Annotated in this window: 17 protein-coding genes; 9 read left to right on the plus strand and 8 right to left on the minus strand. The window is 63.7% G+C overall.

All coding sequences use genetic code 11. The annotated features are described in order from the left end of the window. Nucleotides 1-172: 172 nt before the first annotated feature. From O7A60_RS01960 to hslV, 5 genes are all read right to left on the minus strand, one after another. Complete coding sequence (locus tag O7A60_RS01960; RefSeq protein ID WP_337104776.1) at nucleotides 173-1,132, minus strand: DUF1402 family protein; 960 nt, start codon at nucleotides 1,130-1,132, stop codon at nucleotides 173-175. Between the two features lie 169 nt (nucleotides 1,133-1,301). Further along, on the minus strand, nucleotides 1,302-2,612 hold the full coding sequence (hslU, locus tag O7A60_RS01965; protein ID WP_140758809.1) for an ATP-dependent protease ATPase subunit HslU: 1,311 nt from the start codon (nucleotides 2,610-2,612) through the stop codon (nucleotides 1,302-1,304). Between the two features lie 4 nt (nucleotides 2,613-2,616). After that, the gene (locus O7A60_RS01970) at nucleotides 2,617-3,216 is read right to left on the minus strand and encodes a DUF2585 domain-containing protein (RefSeq protein ID WP_337104777.1); all 600 of its coding nucleotides are present in this window, start codon (nucleotides 3,214-3,216) and stop codon (nucleotides 2,617-2,619) included. An 8-nt stretch (nucleotides 3,217-3,224) separates the two neighbouring features. Continuing rightward, nucleotides 3,225-3,740 (minus strand): GNAT family N-acetyltransferase, encoded by a 516-nt coding sequence (locus O7A60_RS01975; RefSeq protein WP_337104778.1) that lies wholly within the window; start codon nucleotides 3,738-3,740, stop codon nucleotides 3,225-3,227. Nucleotides 3,741-3,803: 63 nt separating this feature from the next. After that, nucleotides 3,804-4,355 carry an ATP-dependent protease subunit HslV gene (gene hslV, locus O7A60_RS01980; protein WP_027142430.1) on the minus strand — a complete coding sequence of 184 codons (552 nt, stop codon included), beginning with the start codon at nucleotides 4,353-4,355 and terminating at the stop codon, nucleotides 3,804-3,806. A gap of 232 nt (nucleotides 4,356-4,587) precedes the next feature. On the opposite strand from hslV, the gene hisB reads away from it, so the two are divergent. Genes hisB through coaA form a run of 9 tightly spaced genes read left to right on the plus strand, consistent with a single transcriptional unit; the run spans nucleotide 4,588 to nucleotide 10,362 of the window. Beyond that, complete coding sequence (gene hisB / locus O7A60_RS01985) at nucleotides 4,588-5,187, plus strand: imidazoleglycerol-phosphate dehydratase HisB (protein ID WP_027142431.1); 600 nt, start codon at nucleotides 4,588-4,590, stop codon at nucleotides 5,185-5,187. Between the two features lie 4 nt (nucleotides 5,188-5,191). Further along, entirely contained in the window at nucleotides 5,192-5,668 is a 477-nt protein-coding gene (locus tag O7A60_RS01990; RefSeq protein WP_337104779.1) for a DUF2628 domain-containing protein, read from the plus strand. Nucleotide 5,669: 1 nt separating this feature from the next. Then, nucleotides 5,670-6,320: an imidazole glycerol phosphate synthase subunit HisH gene (gene hisH / locus O7A60_RS01995; protein ID WP_337104780.1), complete on the plus strand. Its 651-nt coding sequence runs from the start codon at nucleotides 5,670-5,672 to the stop codon at nucleotides 6,318-6,320. A gap of 5 nt (nucleotides 6,321-6,325) precedes the next feature. Beyond that, entirely contained in the window at nucleotides 6,326-6,616 is a 291-nt protein-coding gene (locus tag O7A60_RS02000) for a DUF1330 domain-containing protein (protein WP_027142434.1), read from the plus strand. A gap of 4 nt (nucleotides 6,617-6,620) precedes the next feature. Beyond that, nucleotides 6,621-7,370, plus strand: coding sequence for a 1-(5-phosphoribosyl)-5-[(5-phosphoribosylamino)methylideneamino]imidazole-4-carboxamide isomerase (gene hisA, locus O7A60_RS02005; RefSeq protein ID WP_337104781.1), 750 nt, complete (start codon nucleotides 6,621-6,623; stop codon nucleotides 7,368-7,370). Next, entirely contained in the window at nucleotides 7,367-8,203 is an 837-nt protein-coding gene (locus O7A60_RS02010) for an arginase family protein (RefSeq protein WP_337104783.1), read from the plus strand. Before hisA ends, O7A60_RS02010 begins: the two co-directional genes overlap by 4 nt. After that, nucleotides 8,200-8,994, plus strand: a complete 795-nt coding sequence (gene hisF, locus O7A60_RS02015; protein WP_337104884.1) for an imidazole glycerol phosphate synthase subunit HisF — start codon at nucleotides 8,200-8,202, stop codon at nucleotides 8,992-8,994. The genes O7A60_RS02010 and hisF overlap by 4 nt, the downstream gene beginning before the upstream one ends. 60 nt (nucleotides 8,995-9,054) lie before the next feature. After that, nucleotides 9,055-9,378: a phosphoribosyl-ATP diphosphatase gene (locus O7A60_RS02020; protein ID WP_337104784.1), complete on the plus strand. Its 324-nt coding sequence runs from the start codon at nucleotides 9,055-9,057 to the stop codon at nucleotides 9,376-9,378. A 24-nt stretch (nucleotides 9,379-9,402) separates the two neighbouring features. Beyond that, complete coding sequence (coaA, locus tag O7A60_RS02025; protein WP_337104785.1) at nucleotides 9,403-10,362, plus strand: type I pantothenate kinase; 960 nt, start codon at nucleotides 9,403-9,405, stop codon at nucleotides 10,360-10,362. Nucleotides 10,363-10,419: 57 nt separating this feature from the next. On the opposite strand, the gene O7A60_RS02030 is transcribed toward coaA, so the two are convergent. From O7A60_RS02030 to O7A60_RS02040, 3 genes are all read right to left on the minus strand, one after another. Then, nucleotides 10,420-11,979 carry a DegQ family serine endoprotease gene (locus O7A60_RS02030; RefSeq protein ID WP_337104786.1) on the minus strand — a complete coding sequence of 520 codons (1,560 nt, stop codon included), beginning with the start codon at nucleotides 11,977-11,979 and terminating at the stop codon, nucleotides 10,420-10,422. A 188-nt stretch (nucleotides 11,980-12,167) separates the two neighbouring features. Then, nucleotides 12,168-12,842, minus strand: a complete 675-nt coding sequence (locus O7A60_RS02035; protein ID WP_337104885.1) for an MBL fold metallo-hydrolase — start codon at nucleotides 12,840-12,842, stop codon at nucleotides 12,168-12,170. 117 nt (nucleotides 12,843-12,959) lie between these two features. Next, a complete protein-coding gene (locus O7A60_RS02040; RefSeq protein ID WP_337104787.1) occupies nucleotides 12,960-14,126 on the minus strand; it encodes a diphosphate--fructose-6-phosphate 1-phosphotransferase in 1,167 nt (388 codons plus the stop codon). Between the last annotated feature and the right edge of the window lie 60 nt (nucleotides 14,127-14,186).

Raw genomic sequence — 14,186 nt, forward strand, 5'->3', positions numbered from 1 at the left:
GCCAGGGTTTCCTCATCCCGCACAACGTGGGGGAGAGGTGGCTCGGCGAAGCCGAGACGGAGTGGGGAGCGCCATATGCGATTGCGGCCCCGCCCCTTTGCCGGGAGTGCGGCACCGGCCCCTTACCCGGATCTTTCGGTCCGATCTCGCCACGAAGGGGAGGTAGAGGTCCTTAGAACAGCGCCTTGAGCTCCGCCAGCTTGTCGTTGACCAGCCAGCCGTAATAATTCTCTTCCGGCAGCTTCTCCGGCTCGCCGGTGGCGCGGCGTTTGTCGTTTTCCGCCTTCAGCGCATAGGCACGCTGCTCCGGATTGCCGACATTGTAGAGTGTGGCCGTGATGCCCGGATTGCCCGAAATGTCGAAGCCGGCGATGCTCTTATAGGCGTCGATCGACTTTTTGATCGTCGCCGCGACATAGGGCAGCGTCAGGTCCGGATCCATGATGGTCTTGTAGACCGAATTGGGATCGGAGACGTCGAGCTTCGGCAGGCCCGACACCTTGTGCACGAGGTCGCTCATCTGCAGGGCGGTCAGGGGATTGAGCTGGCCGAGGCCGAAGGTCTGGCCGGCATAGTAGGGCTGGAAGAAGGTGGCGCCGAAACGGTTGTCGGGGAAATCCTCGCCGCCGACAGTCTTGCCGCGAAACGAGCGGTTCCAGACCTGTTCGCGGCATTCCCACAGATCGTAGCTGTCCGAAATCGCGGCGCATTTCTTGAATTCCGGCCGCTGCACGAAATCGGTGATGTCCTCGCCGTCATAGGCGAAGGAGAGCTTGCTCGAAAGGTAGGAGATCGCTTTGACGTAATAGGTCTGCAGCCGGTCGTAGGCGTCGACATTGTAGGTATGCTCGCCGACGATGGCGCCGACGATGTGCATGGGGTCGATGCCATAGGCGCTCGCTGCCTTCTTGATCTTGGCGCGCAGATCGGCGTCGTTCTGCAGCAGCGCGTAGACCTTGCGGTACTTCGCCTGGAAGGTGGTGTTGGTCGCCTGCGTGCGGCGGCTCGAGGCGCCGGGAATGTCTGGCTGCTCGGTATTGCGGTTTCCCGCCGGCACCAATGTCGCCGCGTCGGCGGCGAACAGCGTCGCCGCCAGCGTCAAGCCGAGAATGACCAAGATGAGTTTTTTCATGTGCCGCCGCCTAGAGAATTGCGGCGCAAACTAGGTAAAGCACTTGGTCGAGTCGAGAGCGCCCCATCATCCGGCGAGACGAAAGGTGGCCAGATGGTACCATCTGGCCACACATGGCTCCAGCCGGACGTTGTTGCATGACCGCGCCGGGCTGCTCCGGCGCCCTCGTTCAAAGGATGAACCGCGACAAATCCGTGTTTCTGGAGAGGTCGCCGACATGCTTCTGGACATAGGCGGCGTCGATGGTGACCGCCGTGCCGTTGCGGTCCGGCGCATCATAGGAGATGTCGTCCAGCACCCGCTCCATCACAGTCTGCAGCCGCCTCGCGCCGATGTTCTCGATGCTGGCGTTGAGATCGACGGCGACGCCGGCGAGCGAATCGATGGCGTCGTCGGTGAAGGTGAGCTCAACGCCTTCGGTCTTCATCAGCGCGATATACTGCTTGATCAGGCTCGCCTCGGTCTCGGTCAGGATGCGGACGAAGTCCTCCTTCTCCAGCGCACGCAGTTCGACGCGGATCGGCAGGCGACCCTGCAGTTCCGGCAGCAGGTCGGACGGCTTGGAGACATGGAAGGCGCCGGAAGCGATGAACAGGATGTGGTCCGTCTTCACCGGACCGTATTTGGTCGCCACCGTCGTGCCTTCGACCAGCGGCAGCAGGTCGCGCTGCACGCCTTCTCGCGAAGGCCCGCCGGAAATATCCGACCGGGCGGCGATCTTGTCGATTTCGTCGAGGAAGACGATGCCGTCATTCTCCGTTGCGTCGAGCGCCCGGCGCACCACCTCGTCCTGGTCGAGCAGCTTGTCGGACTCGTCGCCGACCAACAGGTCGTAGGACTCCTTCACCGTGGTCTTGCGCAGCTTGGTCTTCTTGCCGCCCATCGCCTTCGACAGCATGTCGTTGATGTTGAGCACGCCGATATTGGCGCCCGGCATGCCGGGGATTTCGAAGCCGGGCATGCCGCCATTGCCGGTGTCGGCCACTTCGATCTCGATTTCCTTGTCGTCGAGCTCACCCTCGCGCAGCTTCTTGCGGAAGCTATCGCGCGTCGCCGGGCTCGCCGTCTTGCCGACCAGTGCTTCCAGCACCCGTTCCTCGGCGTTGACATGGGCGCGCGCTTTCACGTCCTCGCGCATCTTCTCGCGCATCAGGCCGATGGCGATCTCGACCAGATCGCGGATGATCTGTTCGACGTCGCGGCCGACATAGCCGACCTCCGTGAACTTGGTCGCCTCGACCTTGACGAACGGCGCGCCGGCGAGCCGTGCCAGGCGGCGCGAAATCTCGGTCTTGCCGACGCCGGTCGGGCCGATCATCAGGATGTTCTTCGGCATCACCTCTTCGCGCATCTGGCCTTCGAGCTGCTGGCGGCGCCAGCGGTTGCGCAGAGCGATGGCCACGGCGCGCTTGGCGTCCTTCTGGCCGATGATGAAGCGGTCGAGTTCCGAAACGATTTCGCGGGGAGAAAATGTGCTCATGTCACTAAATTCCACTTTGCCACTGCTTGATGGTCTCGAACGGATGCAGCAGCATGATCACGTTGAGTGTAAGATTGTCCCGGATGAGATAGCCGGTACCCAGTTCGAAGAGGAGGGCGAGGCTGACGATCACCCATATAGGTAGCCTTCGCGCCATGACAAATCCCAGCACCATGGCCAGTGTGTCGGACACCGAATTGATGATGCTGTCGCCGTAATAATCGAGCGAAATGGTGCCGGCGCGGTAGCGCTCGATGATGAACGGGCTATTTTCGAGGATTTCCCAGCCTCCCTCGACGAGGACGGCGAATGCCAGCCGCAAGCCGATCGGCGAGCGCGGGAACAGGAACCGGGCCAGCGCGTAGAACAGGAAGCCGTGGATGATGTGCGAAAAGGTGTACCAGTCCGAAATGTGCTGGGAATTCTCCGAACTGTTCACCACGCCATGCCACAGCTTGACATAGCCGCAGGTACAGATCGGCGGATGGCCCATCAGGTAGAGCGTGACGGCCTGGACGACGAGCAGGCCGGCGACGATCAGCAGCCCCATCCGCCAGCTATCCTCGTAAGCGGAAAGGCTCTTGTCCTCGCTGGCCGTGACCATGTCCTGAATTACCCCTCTTGCGCGTCTTCCGCATCGATCGCCATCAGCACGGCGTCGCCATAGATCGACTGTCTGCGATCAATGGCCCGAAATCCCGCCTTTTCATAGGCCCGGATGGCCCTGATGTTGGCAGGGTCGGGGTCGATAATGACACGCGGCACGCCTTCCTCGAACAGGTCTTCGACGAACTGGCGCACGATCGCCGAGCCATGGCCGATGCCGACCAGTTCCGGCCGGCCGATCGAGATATCGATGCCGAGCGTGCCGAACGGCTGATCGGCATAGGGATGGCCGTCTTCCAGATGCGGATCGTAGCTCTGCAGATAGGCGATCGGCTTGCCGTCGAGCTCAACAATCAGCGGCTCGACGGAAATCGAGTCTATATGATCGGCAATCTCCGCGATTTCCGCCTCGGGATCGCCCCACCACTCTGCAACATGCGGCTCGGCCAGCCAGCCTGCGATCATCGGCAGGTCCTTTTTGGTCACCGGACGAAAATCGTAGCTATTTTCTGGTTGGATCATGGTCTTTTCCGAAAACCGGCGTCCACTTTTCGCTTACGCGGTTCGGGACCATGGTCGGCCTGATCAAGCCGCATCGAGCGTTTCGACAACGAAATTATTGTTGGTGTAGACGCAGATGTCGGACGCGATCTGCATCGCCTTGCGGGCGATCTCCTCGGCGTCCTTGTCGCTGTCCATCAGCGCGCGCGCCGCGGCCAGCGCGTAATTGCCGCCCGAACCGATGGCCATGACGCCATGTTCGGGCTCCAGCACGTCGCCGTTGCCGGTCAGCGCCAGCGAGACCGATTTGTCGGCAACCAGCATCATCGCCTCCAGCCGGCGCAGATAACGGTCCGTGCGCCAGTCCTTGGCAAGCTCGACGCAGGCGCGCGTCAGTTGGTCGGGATATTGTTCGAGCTTGGCTTCGAGGCGTTCCAAAAGCGTGAAGGCGTCGGCTGTGGCACCCGCGAAACCGGCAATCACATTGCCGCCCTTGCCGATGCGGCGCACTTTGCGGGCATTGCCCTTCATGATGGTCTGGCCAAGGCTGACCTGGCCATCGCCGGCGATCACCACCTTGTTGCCCTTGCGCACGGTCACGATCGTCGTGGCGTGCATGGTCAGATTATCAGACATTTCCTGGCTCCGAGCAGCGCCATCCCAAAAAAAGGCGATTGGCGCGGTACGAGTAACTTTGATCGGCCATATGTATGCACGGGGCCAATGATTGCAAACGGCTCGATAGCGGCCGGGATCGCAACTGGCAATCGCCGGATCATGCTGCTAGAAGGCTCTCGTTTTCAAGCCAGCGAGCGCTTGAGGCCCGTGAACCGGTCACGATCTGAACCACTGGCACAAGGATAGAGTGATGGCGCCTCGTTCCGCCGATGCAAGCCGAAAGACTGCGGAAACCGACATCTCGGTCTCGATCCATGTCGACGGCTCCGGCAAATCGGACATCGCCACGGGCGTCGGCTTCTTCGACCATATGCTGGATCAGCTTTCCCGCCATTCGCTGATCGACATGACCGTCAAGGCCAATGGCGACCTGCACATAGACGACCACCACACGGTCGAGGACACCGGCATTGCGCTCGGCCAGGCCTTGACCAAGGCGCTGGGCGAGCGGCGCGGCATCATGCGCTACGCTTCGATCGACCTTGCCATGGACGAGACGCTGACGCGTGCGGCGATCGACGTGTCGGGCCGGCCCTTCCTGGTCTGGAACGTTTCGTTCTCGTCGCCCAAGATCGGCACCTTCGACACCGAACTGGTGCGCGAATTCTTCCAGGCGCTGGCGCAGAATGCCGGCATCACGCTCCATGTCACCAACCATTATGGCGCCAACAACCATCATATCGCCGAGACCTGCTTCAAGGCGGTGGCGCGCGCGCTGCGCGCCGCGCTCGAGCGTGATCCGCGCCAGCCTGACGCGGTTCCCTCCACCAAGGGTTCTTTGAAGGGATAGCCTCATGACCGCCTATGTCGTGATGGAGCCACCTGGCCGTAGCGAGAAAGTCGACACGATGACGTTGGTCCGCGACGGCTTCACCTGGCTCGGGCTGCTCGTGCCGCCGCTGTGGCTTGCCTGGCACCGGCTGTGGGTCGAAGCGGCGCTCGCCTTTGTCGTCATGGGCGTGCTTTCGATGCTTGGCCAGAAACTTGGCCTCGGTGTCGCCGGCTCGCTGCTGTCGCTGCTCGTCTCCCTCTATGTCGGGCTGGAGGGCCAGGGATTGCGCATCGCGGCGCTGCGCCGCCGCGGCTGGCATGAATGGGGCGTCGTCGAGGCCGGTTGGCTCGCGGACGCCGATATGCGCTATGTCCTGGAAATCGAAGGCCTTTCGGACGAAGAAGCCCCCGCGCCGCGCATCGTTCCGGATGCCGCTTTGGCGCGCCCGGCGCAACCCGGCATAGCGCTGGGGCTGACCCACATTCCGGGACGGCGCTGAGATGCGGGTTGCGATCATCGATTACGGTTCGGGCAATCTGCGCTCGGCAACGAAGGCTTTCGAGCGCGCCGCGCGCGAGGCCGGCATATCGGCGCGGATCGACCTGACGGCCGATGCCGACCGTGTACGCACCGCGGACCGCATCGTCCTGCCCGGCGTCGGCGCTTACGCCGACTGCGCGGCCGGCCTGCGTGCCGTCGAGGGCATGTGGGAGGCGGTCGAGGACGTCGCCATCGCCAAGGGCCGGCCTTTCCTGGGCATTTGCGTCGGCATGCAGCTGATGTCGCAGCGCGGCCTCGAAAAGACCATCACCAACGGCTTCGGCTGGATATCGGGCGACGTCAAGGAGATCACGCCTTCCGATCCGGCGCTGAAGATCCCGCAGATCGGCTGGAACACGATCGACTTGAGGCGCCAGCACCCGCTATTTTCCGGCATTCCGACCGGCGCGAGAGGCCTGCATGCGTATTTCGTCCACTCCTACCATCTCGATGCAAAGAACCCGGACGAGGTCGCTGCGGTCGCCGACTATGGCGGCCCGGTGACGGCCACCGTCGCCCGCGACAATCTCGCCGGCACGCAGTTCCATCCGGAGAAGAGTCAGGCGCTGGGCCTGACGCTGATCACGAATTTCCTGCGCTGGAGGCCCTGAACACCATGAGCAAGAAGGGCTACTGGATGGCGATGATCGATGTCCGCGACCCCGAGATATATAAACAGTACATCGAGGCCAATGCTGTGGCGTTCGCGAAGTATGGCGCGAAATTCGCCGTGCGGGCCGGCCGCCACGAAAATCCGGAAGGACCTACCGGCAACCGCCATGTGCTGGTCGAGTTCGAGTCTTTCGACAAGGCGGTCGAATGCTATCATTCGCCTGAATATCAGCATGCCTCCAAATTCCGGCTTGCCGCTTCATCAGGTCATTTCGTCATCGTTGAAGGCGCCTGAACGTATGATCCTGTTTCCAGCCATCGATCTCAAGGACGGCCAGTGCGTGCGCCTTAAGCACGGCGACATGGCGACCGCGACCATCTACAATGACGACCCCGCCGCACAGGCCAAAGCCTTTGAAGAGCAGGGTTTTGAGTGGCTGCACGTCGTCGACTTGAACGGCGCCTTCCAGGGTCAGAGCGTCAACAGCGCCGCGGTCGGCGCCATCCTGAAAGCGACAAAGAATCCCGTGCAGCTCGGCGGCGGCATCCGCACGCTGGAGCAGATCGAGGATTGGCTCGACCGTGGATTGGCCCGCGTCATCCTCGGCACGGTGGCGGTGCGCGATCCCGATCTGGTCAGGCAGGCCTGCAAGGCGTTTCCGGGCAAGGTTGCCGTCGGCATCGACGCAAAGGGCGGCAAGGTAGCCGTCGAAGGCTGGGCCGAGGCCTCGAGCCTCGGCGTCATCGAACTGGCCAGGAAATTCGAAGGCGCCGGCGTCGCCGCCATCATCTACACCGACATCGACCGCGACGGCGTGCTGACCGGCATCAACTGGGACGCCACCATCGACCTCGCCGACGCCGTGTCGATCCCGGTCATTGCTTCCGGCGGGCTGGCCTCGATCGCCGACATCGTGCGCATGACCATGCCCGACGCGCAAAAGCTCGAAGGCGCGATCTCGGGCCGCGCCCTCTATGATGGCCGCATCGACCCGGCCGAGGCGCTGGCGATCCTGCAGGGCCGGCCGGCGAAGGAGGCGCGATCGTGAAGGTTTCGCTCATCCTGGCCTCCTATGACAGCGGCCACTATCACGGCGGCATGGGCCAGGGGCCCGACGCGCTGATGTCAGGCGGGCTCGTCGATGCCCTGACCTTTGCCGGTCACGACGTCACGGTCGAGGACATCGGCAGGGTCGGCGCCGACCAGGAGCGCGAGATCGCCACCGGTTTTGCCGTCTGCAACGCCGTCTCGGGCGAGGTCCGCATTGCCCGCGACAGGGGGCGGTTTCCCATCGTGCTGGCCGGAAACTGCCTGACCAGTGCCGGCGCGGTCGCCGGCGACGGCGCCGATGCGATCATCTGGGCCGACCAGCACGGCGACCTCAACACGCCCGAGACGTCCGTATACGGCTTTCTGGATGGCATGGCGCTGGCGACGGTGCTCGGCCTGTGCTGGCGCCCGATGGCGACGGCCATTCCCGGCTTCAGGCCGATCGATCCCGCGCGCTGCGTGCTCGTCAACGCCCGCGATCTCGATCCGGCGGAGGAAAAGCTTCTCGAAACGTTGCCGGTCATCCGGACGGAATGTCCGGGCGTGGCGCAAGCGACGGAAAGACTGAAAGCAGCCGGCGCCAACAGCGTGCACATGCATCTCGATCTCGACGTGCATGATCCCAAGGCGCTGCAGGCCAACCGCTACGTCACATCAGGCGGACCGAACCCGGAGCAGCTGCGCGACGCGGCCTGCGCCATGGCGCTTGCGGTGCCGGTCGTCGGCATCACCGTTTCCGCTTACGATCCGGCCTTCGATGCCCAGGCCGATGTGCCGCCGCTGGTCGGCCAACTGCTCAACGATCTGCTTGCCACGATAGAGGGCCGCTGATGCTGAAAGCCCGCGTCATCCCTTGCCTCGACGTCAAGGACGGCCGTGTCGTCAAGGGCGTCAATTTCGTCGATCTCATCGACGCCGGCGACCCGGTGGAGGCAGCCAAGGCCTATGATGCCGCCGGCGCCGACGAACTCTGCTTTCTCGACATCACCGCTTCGTCGGACAATCGCGAGACCATCTTCGACGTCATCGCCCGCACCGCCGAACAATGCTTCATGCCGCTGACCGTCGGCGGCGGCGTGCGCCAGGTCTCCGACATCAGGAAATTGCTGCTGGCCGGCGCCGACAAGGTGTCGATCAACACGGCCGCGGTGAAGAACCCGGATTTCGTCGCCGAAGCCGCCGACAAATTCGGCAACCAATGCATCGTCGTCGCCATCGATGCCAAGAGAGTGTCCGGCCCCGGTGAGGCCGAGCGCTGGGAGATCTTCACCCATGGCGGGCGCGAAAAGACCGGCATCGACGCCGTCGAATTCGCGCGCCAAATGGTCGATCGCGGCGCCGGCGAGATCCTGTTGACCTCGATGGACCGCGACGGCACCAAGGCCGGCTACGACGTCGCGCTGACCCGCGCGGTATCGGACGCGGTGCGCGCGCCAGTCATCGCATCGGGGGGCGTCGGCACGCTCGACCACATGGTCGAAGGCATTCGCGACGGCCATGCAAGTGCTGTGCTGGCGGCCTCCATCTTCCATTTCGGCACCTACACCATCGCGCAAGCCAAGGTGCATATGGCCGAGGCCGGCCTGCCGATGCGGCTAGACTCGCTCGGTAACAGGTCCTAGAGCATGTTCCCGAAGCCGGCTTCTGGGAAAAATCCGGCTTAAACAAGAAGATAGACTGATATGGCCGAATTTTCGCTCTCCGACCTCCAAAAAATCGTCAGCGACCGCGCCCATTCCGGCGATCCGGACTCGTGGACGGCCAAATTGTTCGCGCGCGGCATCGACAAGGCGGCGCAGAAGCTCGGCGAAGAGGCGGTCGAGACGGTCATCGCCGCCGTCAAGGGCGACAAACAGGGCCTCGTTTCGGAAAGCGCCGATCTTATATATCATTGGCTCGTCGTCCTCAGCATAGCGGGCGTTCCGCTGGATGACGTGCTCAAGGAGCTCGAAGGCCGCACCCGGCGTTCGGGCATCGCCGAGAAGGCGTCACGGCCCAAGGGCTGATCGGGAGGGAGGGCAGGTATCTCGATGGATCAGCTCGCGCCAACCGAGAAATATTCCCCGTTTCGCTTCTTCTCGGCCGAGCAATGGTCGCGGTTCCGCGCCGATACGCCGCTGACGCTGAGCGAGGACGAGTTCCGGCGCCTGCGTTCGCTCAACGACCCCGTCGACCTCGAGGAGGTCAAGCGCATCTATCTGTCGCTGTCGCGGCTTTTGTCGGCGCATGTCGAGGCGAGCCAGCTTCTGTTCAGGCAGCGCCAGGCCTTCTTCAACGCCGTCGACGTGGCCAAGACGCCGTTCATCATCGGCATCGCCGGTTCGGTCGCGGTCGGTAAATCGACCACGGCGCGCGTGCTCAAGGAACTTCTGGCGCGCTGGCCGTCGAGCCCCAAGGTCGACCTCATCACCACGGATGGCTTCCTGCTGCCCAACGAGGTGCTGCGCCGCGAAAACCTGATGGAGCGCAAGGGTTTCCCCGACAGCTACGATGTCGGCGCGCTGCTGCGTTTCCTGTCGGGCATCAAGTCGGCGTTGCCCGATGTCCGCGCGCCGGTCTATTCGCACCTGACCTATGACGTCATCCCCGGCGAGTTCGTCACCATCGACCGGCCCGACATCCTGATCTTCGAAGGCATCAACGTGCTGCAGCCGGGCAAGCTGCCGCAGGACGGCAAGATCGTGCCTTTTCTGTCGGACTTCTTCGACTTCGCCATCTATATCGATGCCGACGAGAAGTTGATCCACAATTGGTATATTTCCCGCTTCATGCGGCTGCGCGAGACCGCCTTCCGCAATCCGGACTCCTTCTTCCACCGCTATTCGCAGCTGTCGGCGGATGCGGCCAAGGCGATCGCCGAAGGCCTGTGGACCAACATCAACCTGAAGAACCTGCGCGAAAACATCCTGCCGACGCGCGCCCGCGCCGACTTGATCCTGCGCAAGGGCGCCGACCACCTGGTCCAGGAAGTGGCGCTGCGCAAATTATAGCCGATAGAACCCGGCGTGGCGGGCTCGTCCACAAGCCCGCCACGCCGGTGTTACGTGTCAGCCATTGGCGAACGGCACGGCGACATAAATCTGCGTGTCGCCACGCTCCACCAGAAGCAGCACCGACTTGCGTCCGGATTTGCCGGCTTGGGAAATCGCTTGGGTCACCTGTTTCGCGCTCTTCACCGGGGCCTGGTTGACGGCGACGATGACATCGCCCGGCTGGATGCCGGCAGTCGCTGCCGGCTTGTCGGGATTGACGCTGGCAACCACCGCGCCGTGTTCGGTCTCGGGGAGGTTCATCTGCCGGCGGATGTCGGACGTGATGTCCATCAGGCCGAGGCCGATGGCCGGCGCGCGGGACCCCTGCTCGGTGCCCGGCGCGCTGGAGTTGCCGGTCGATGCCGTCTTCACATCGTCGCTGTTGCGTCCGACATCGACGGAAATCTGTGCGGCCTTGCCCTTGCGCCAGACATCCAGTGTCTCCCTGGCACCCGGCGCGACGTCGGCGACAGCCCGCGAAAGATCCTTGGGATCCTTGACGTCCTGCCCGGCGAAGCCGGTGATGACATCGCCGCTTTCGATGCCGGCCTTGGCCGCGGGCGACCCGTCATTGACCTGCGAGACCAAGGCACCGCCGGGATGGTCGAGCCCGATTGCGTTGGCCACGTCCGGGGTGACGGGCTGGATCTCGACGCCGAGGTAGCCGTATTCGATGTCGCCACCCTTCATCAGCTTGGCGACCACCTTCTCGGCCTGATCCGACGGAATGGCGAAGCCGACCCCGACGCTGCCGCCGTTCGGCGAATAGATCGCGGTGTTGATGCCGACGACATTTCCGCTGACATCCACCAGCGGGCCGCCGGAATTGCCGTGATTGATCGGCGCGTCGATCTGGATGAAATCGTCGAACGGCCCGCTATGCAGGTCGCGGCCACGCGCCGAGACGATGCCGGCCGTTACCGTGGTGCCGATGCCGAACGGATTGCCGATCGCCAGCACCTGGTCGCCTGTCATGAGCTTGTCGGAGTCGCCCCATTTGATGGTCGGCAAGGCCTTGTTGGCCTTGATCTTCAGCACGGCGAGATCGTTCTTGGCATCGTGACCGACCAGCTTGGCCGGAAGCTCCGTGCCGTCGTCGAGCGTCACCTTGATCGAGGTCGCGCCGTCGACGACGTGGTTGTTGGTGACGATGGTGCCGTCGGCACTGACGATGAAGCCCGAACCGAGCGCCTCGGCGCGCGGCGACTGCTGTTGCGGAGGCGTCTTGGGAGCAGGCATGCCCTGATCGCCGAAGAACTGGTGGAAATAGTCATCGAAAGGCGAGTTGCCGCCAAAGGGCGAACCGTCAGGCGAACCTTCGCTCATGACTTCCGGCTGCGCTTTCATGACTGTCGTAACGGTGACGACAGCGGGCTTGGCCGCGGCCACGGTTGGCGCGAACGATCCGTTCGGAGCCGTTATTCCGGCGACGGGAGTCTGGGTCGTCGCGGCGACATTGCTCAAGCCGCCATTGCCGGCATTTTGAGCGAGGGAGACGACGGCGGGGGAGATGATCAGCGCGGCGCCCAGCAGGGCGGCGACGCGATGCCTACGAAGAATACCTAGGGGTGACATGGTCGTTCTGTCCGGGCGAGAGTTGATCCGGCGCCGCGGGCAGCTCGTGGGAGAAAGCACCCGTCAGCGTGTCGACGACCGGGTGGCCTGTCTCGCCGTACATGGCGGCCGGCCGGATCGACAATCCGGTATTTAGGGTCCGGAATGGCCCAATTTAGGGTTTTTGCCCGACCTTACGAAGATTTAATTCAGAGCGCGCTCACGGACCGCAGATAGGCCGACGCGATTTCGCGCATGCGCTTGCCGTCGAAACTCGGGCCGTGGCCGCCATGGCCGATGCGGATCTGCAGGTCGAGCAGGCGCCGCATCGTGTTGCGATAGGCTTCCCGGTCGGAATCCGGCAAATCGTCGATCAGCGTGTCGTCATAAATGGCGTCGCCGCTGAAGAACAGGCCATCGGCCTCGTCGAACAGCGCGATCGAATCCGGTGAATGTCCAGGAAGGTGCAGCACCCGAAACCGGCGATCGCCGAGATCGACCACGTCGCCTTCGTCGAGCGTGCGCGTCAACGGCGCCGGCGGTATCGCATAGTCGGCCGATTTCCAGCCTGGCGCCGGCAGTTTCGAGACCGCGCCCTCGAGATCATGGAACATGTAGGCGTAGGTCGCGGCCTCATCCATGCTCTCGAATTGCGCCGCGCTCATCCTTGGCCCGGCCCGCAGCGGGAATTCGTGCAGCGAGCCGACATGGTCGAGGTGGATATGGGTGGCGACGACCAGAAGCGGCTTGCCTTCGGGCGTCCTTATCTGCGGCGCCAGCGGACAGATGCCCATGCCGGTATCGACCAGAAGGTCGGCGTCGCGCCCGGTCAGATGCCAGATGTTGGCGCGAACATAGTCGTGCACGAACGGCTCGGTCAGCATCGTCGTTCTGTCGTCGACGATGCGCCTGGAGAACCAGCCTGAGTTCACGTGAGAATCCGGATAATGTGCAGGCCGGGCATCAGGTATGAGCCAGGGCATCAGGTATGAGCCGGGGCATCAGACGAACGGCTTTCCGACCTTGTATTTTTCCGGCACCAGCCGCTTGAGATAGGCCATGCCGGTCTCGGACAGCTGGTTGGCGTCGGGCTTCATGAAATCGTCGGGCATGTGGCGGGTCTTGCCGGCGACGTTTTTCAGCGGCACCTTCTTCAGCACTATCTTGCTGCCATCATATTGCAACGCCACCGAGCCGCCGCCCTGTTCGGCGACGCCGACGGCGAAGGCGCCGGCATCGAAGGCCTCCTGCGCGTCGACCGCGCTGATGGCGCCGACATAGTCGCGCGGCATGTAGCCGAGCGCGTCGACGCGTGCCCGCTTGCCCGGCAGCCCCTCGGCCAATGCCCGTTCGAGCGCCGCCGGCAGGTCGCTGCCCGATAGTTTGACGTTGCCGTGCTGGTCGCGCTCGAGCTTGTCCGCCGGCACCAGGCTTTCGACCAGCGCCTTGCCGTCGGCGGTGCTGACGCCCTCCGACACGGCGACGATGCAGCGCTTGTGGCGGTCGAGCGTGGCGCGCACGTCGTCGATGAAACCGGCGGCGGAGAACGGCCGCTCCGGCACGTAGACGAGATGCGGGCCGCTGTCGGCGTCGAGCTGCCAGGCAGCCGCCGCCGCGGTCAGGAAACCGGCATGCCGGCCCATGACGATGCCGACATAGATGCCGGGCAGCGCGCGGAAATCGAGATCGACGGACAGGAAGGCGCCGGCGACGAATTCGGCCGCCGAAATGAAGCCCGGCGTATGGTCGTTTTCCTCGAGATCGTTGTCGATCGTCTTCGGCGCGTGGACGAAGGCGATCTTGCCGCCGGCGGCATCGGTCAGGATTTGCTGCGTGCCCGAGGTGTCGTTGCCGCCGATATAGATGAAGGCGTCGGCGCCAGCCTTCCGCAGGCCCTTCAGGATGACCTCGCAATAGGCGGCATCCGGCTTGTCGCGCGTCGAGCCGAGGGCGGCGCTCGGCGTTCCGGCTATCAGCCGCAGCCGGTCCTCCGGGATGGCGGAAAGGTCGACATAGTTGCCGTCACGGATGCCGCGCACGCCGTGGATGGAGCCCAGCACCCTGGCGCCGGGATGACGCTTTCGTATCTCCAGCGTGGCGCCCACCACCGTCTGGTTGATGACGGCGGTCGGGCCGCCGCCCTGCGCGATGACAAAAGTTCCGGCCATTCCTGACGTCTCCCTAGAGCATGATGCCGAAAAGTGTGAAGCGGTTTTCGGACGACATCA

Source organism: Mesorhizobium salmacidum (SeqCode), from assembly GCF_037179605.1.
In the GTDB taxonomy this organism is placed as follows: domain Bacteria; phylum Pseudomonadota; class Alphaproteobacteria; order Rhizobiales; family Rhizobiaceae; genus Mesorhizobium; species Mesorhizobium salmacidum.

What these genes read in the sequence shown, in the direction of transcription:
- O7A60_RS01960 (WP_337104776.1), bottom strand. Translation starts at nt 1,132, where the DNA reads ATGAAAAAACTCATCTTGGTCATTCTCGGCTTGACGCTGGCGGCGACG.
- hslU (WP_140758809.1), bottom strand. Translation starts at nt 2,612, where the DNA reads ATGAGCACATTTTCTCCCCGCGAAATCGTTTCGGAACTCGACCGCTTC.
- O7A60_RS01970 (WP_337104777.1), bottom strand. Translation starts at nt 3,216, where the DNA reads ATGGTCACGGCCAGCGAGGACAAGAGCCTTTCCGCTTACGAGGATAGC.
- O7A60_RS01975 (WP_337104778.1), bottom strand. Translation starts at nt 3,740, where the DNA reads ATGATCCAACCAGAAAATAGCTACGATTTTCGTCCGGTGACCAAAAAG.
- hslV (WP_027142430.1), bottom strand. Translation starts at nt 4,355, where the DNA reads ATGTCTGATAATCTGACCATGCACGCCACGACGATCGTGACCGTGCGC.
- hisB (WP_027142431.1), top strand. Translation starts at nt 4,588, where the DNA reads ATGGCGCCTCGTTCCGCCGATGCAAGCCGAAAGACTGCGGAAACCGAC.
- O7A60_RS01990 (WP_337104779.1), top strand. Translation starts at nt 5,192, where the DNA reads ATGACCGCCTATGTCGTGATGGAGCCACCTGGCCGTAGCGAGAAAGTC.
- hisH (WP_337104780.1), top strand. Translation starts at nt 5,670, where the DNA reads ATGCGGGTTGCGATCATCGATTACGGTTCGGGCAATCTGCGCTCGGCA.
- O7A60_RS02000 (WP_027142434.1), top strand. Translation starts at nt 6,326, where the DNA reads ATGAGCAAGAAGGGCTACTGGATGGCGATGATCGATGTCCGCGACCCC.
- hisA (WP_337104781.1), top strand. Translation starts at nt 6,621, where the DNA reads ATGATCCTGTTTCCAGCCATCGATCTCAAGGACGGCCAGTGCGTGCGC.
- O7A60_RS02020 (WP_337104784.1), top strand. Translation starts at nt 9,055, where the DNA reads ATGGCCGAATTTTCGCTCTCCGACCTCCAAAAAATCGTCAGCGACCGC.
- coaA (WP_337104785.1), top strand. Translation starts at nt 9,403, where the DNA reads ATGGATCAGCTCGCGCCAACCGAGAAATATTCCCCGTTTCGCTTCTTC.
- O7A60_RS02030 (WP_337104786.1), bottom strand. Translation starts at nt 11,979, where the DNA reads ATGTCACCCCTAGGTATTCTTCGTAGGCATCGCGTCGCCGCCCTGCTG.
- O7A60_RS02035 (WP_337104885.1), bottom strand. Translation starts at nt 12,842, where the DNA reads ATGCTGACCGAGCCGTTCGTGCACGACTATGTTCGCGCCAACATCTGG.
- O7A60_RS02040 (WP_337104787.1), bottom strand. Translation starts at nt 14,126, where the DNA reads ATGGCCGGAACTTTTGTCATCGCGCAGGGCGGCGGCCCGACCGCCGTC.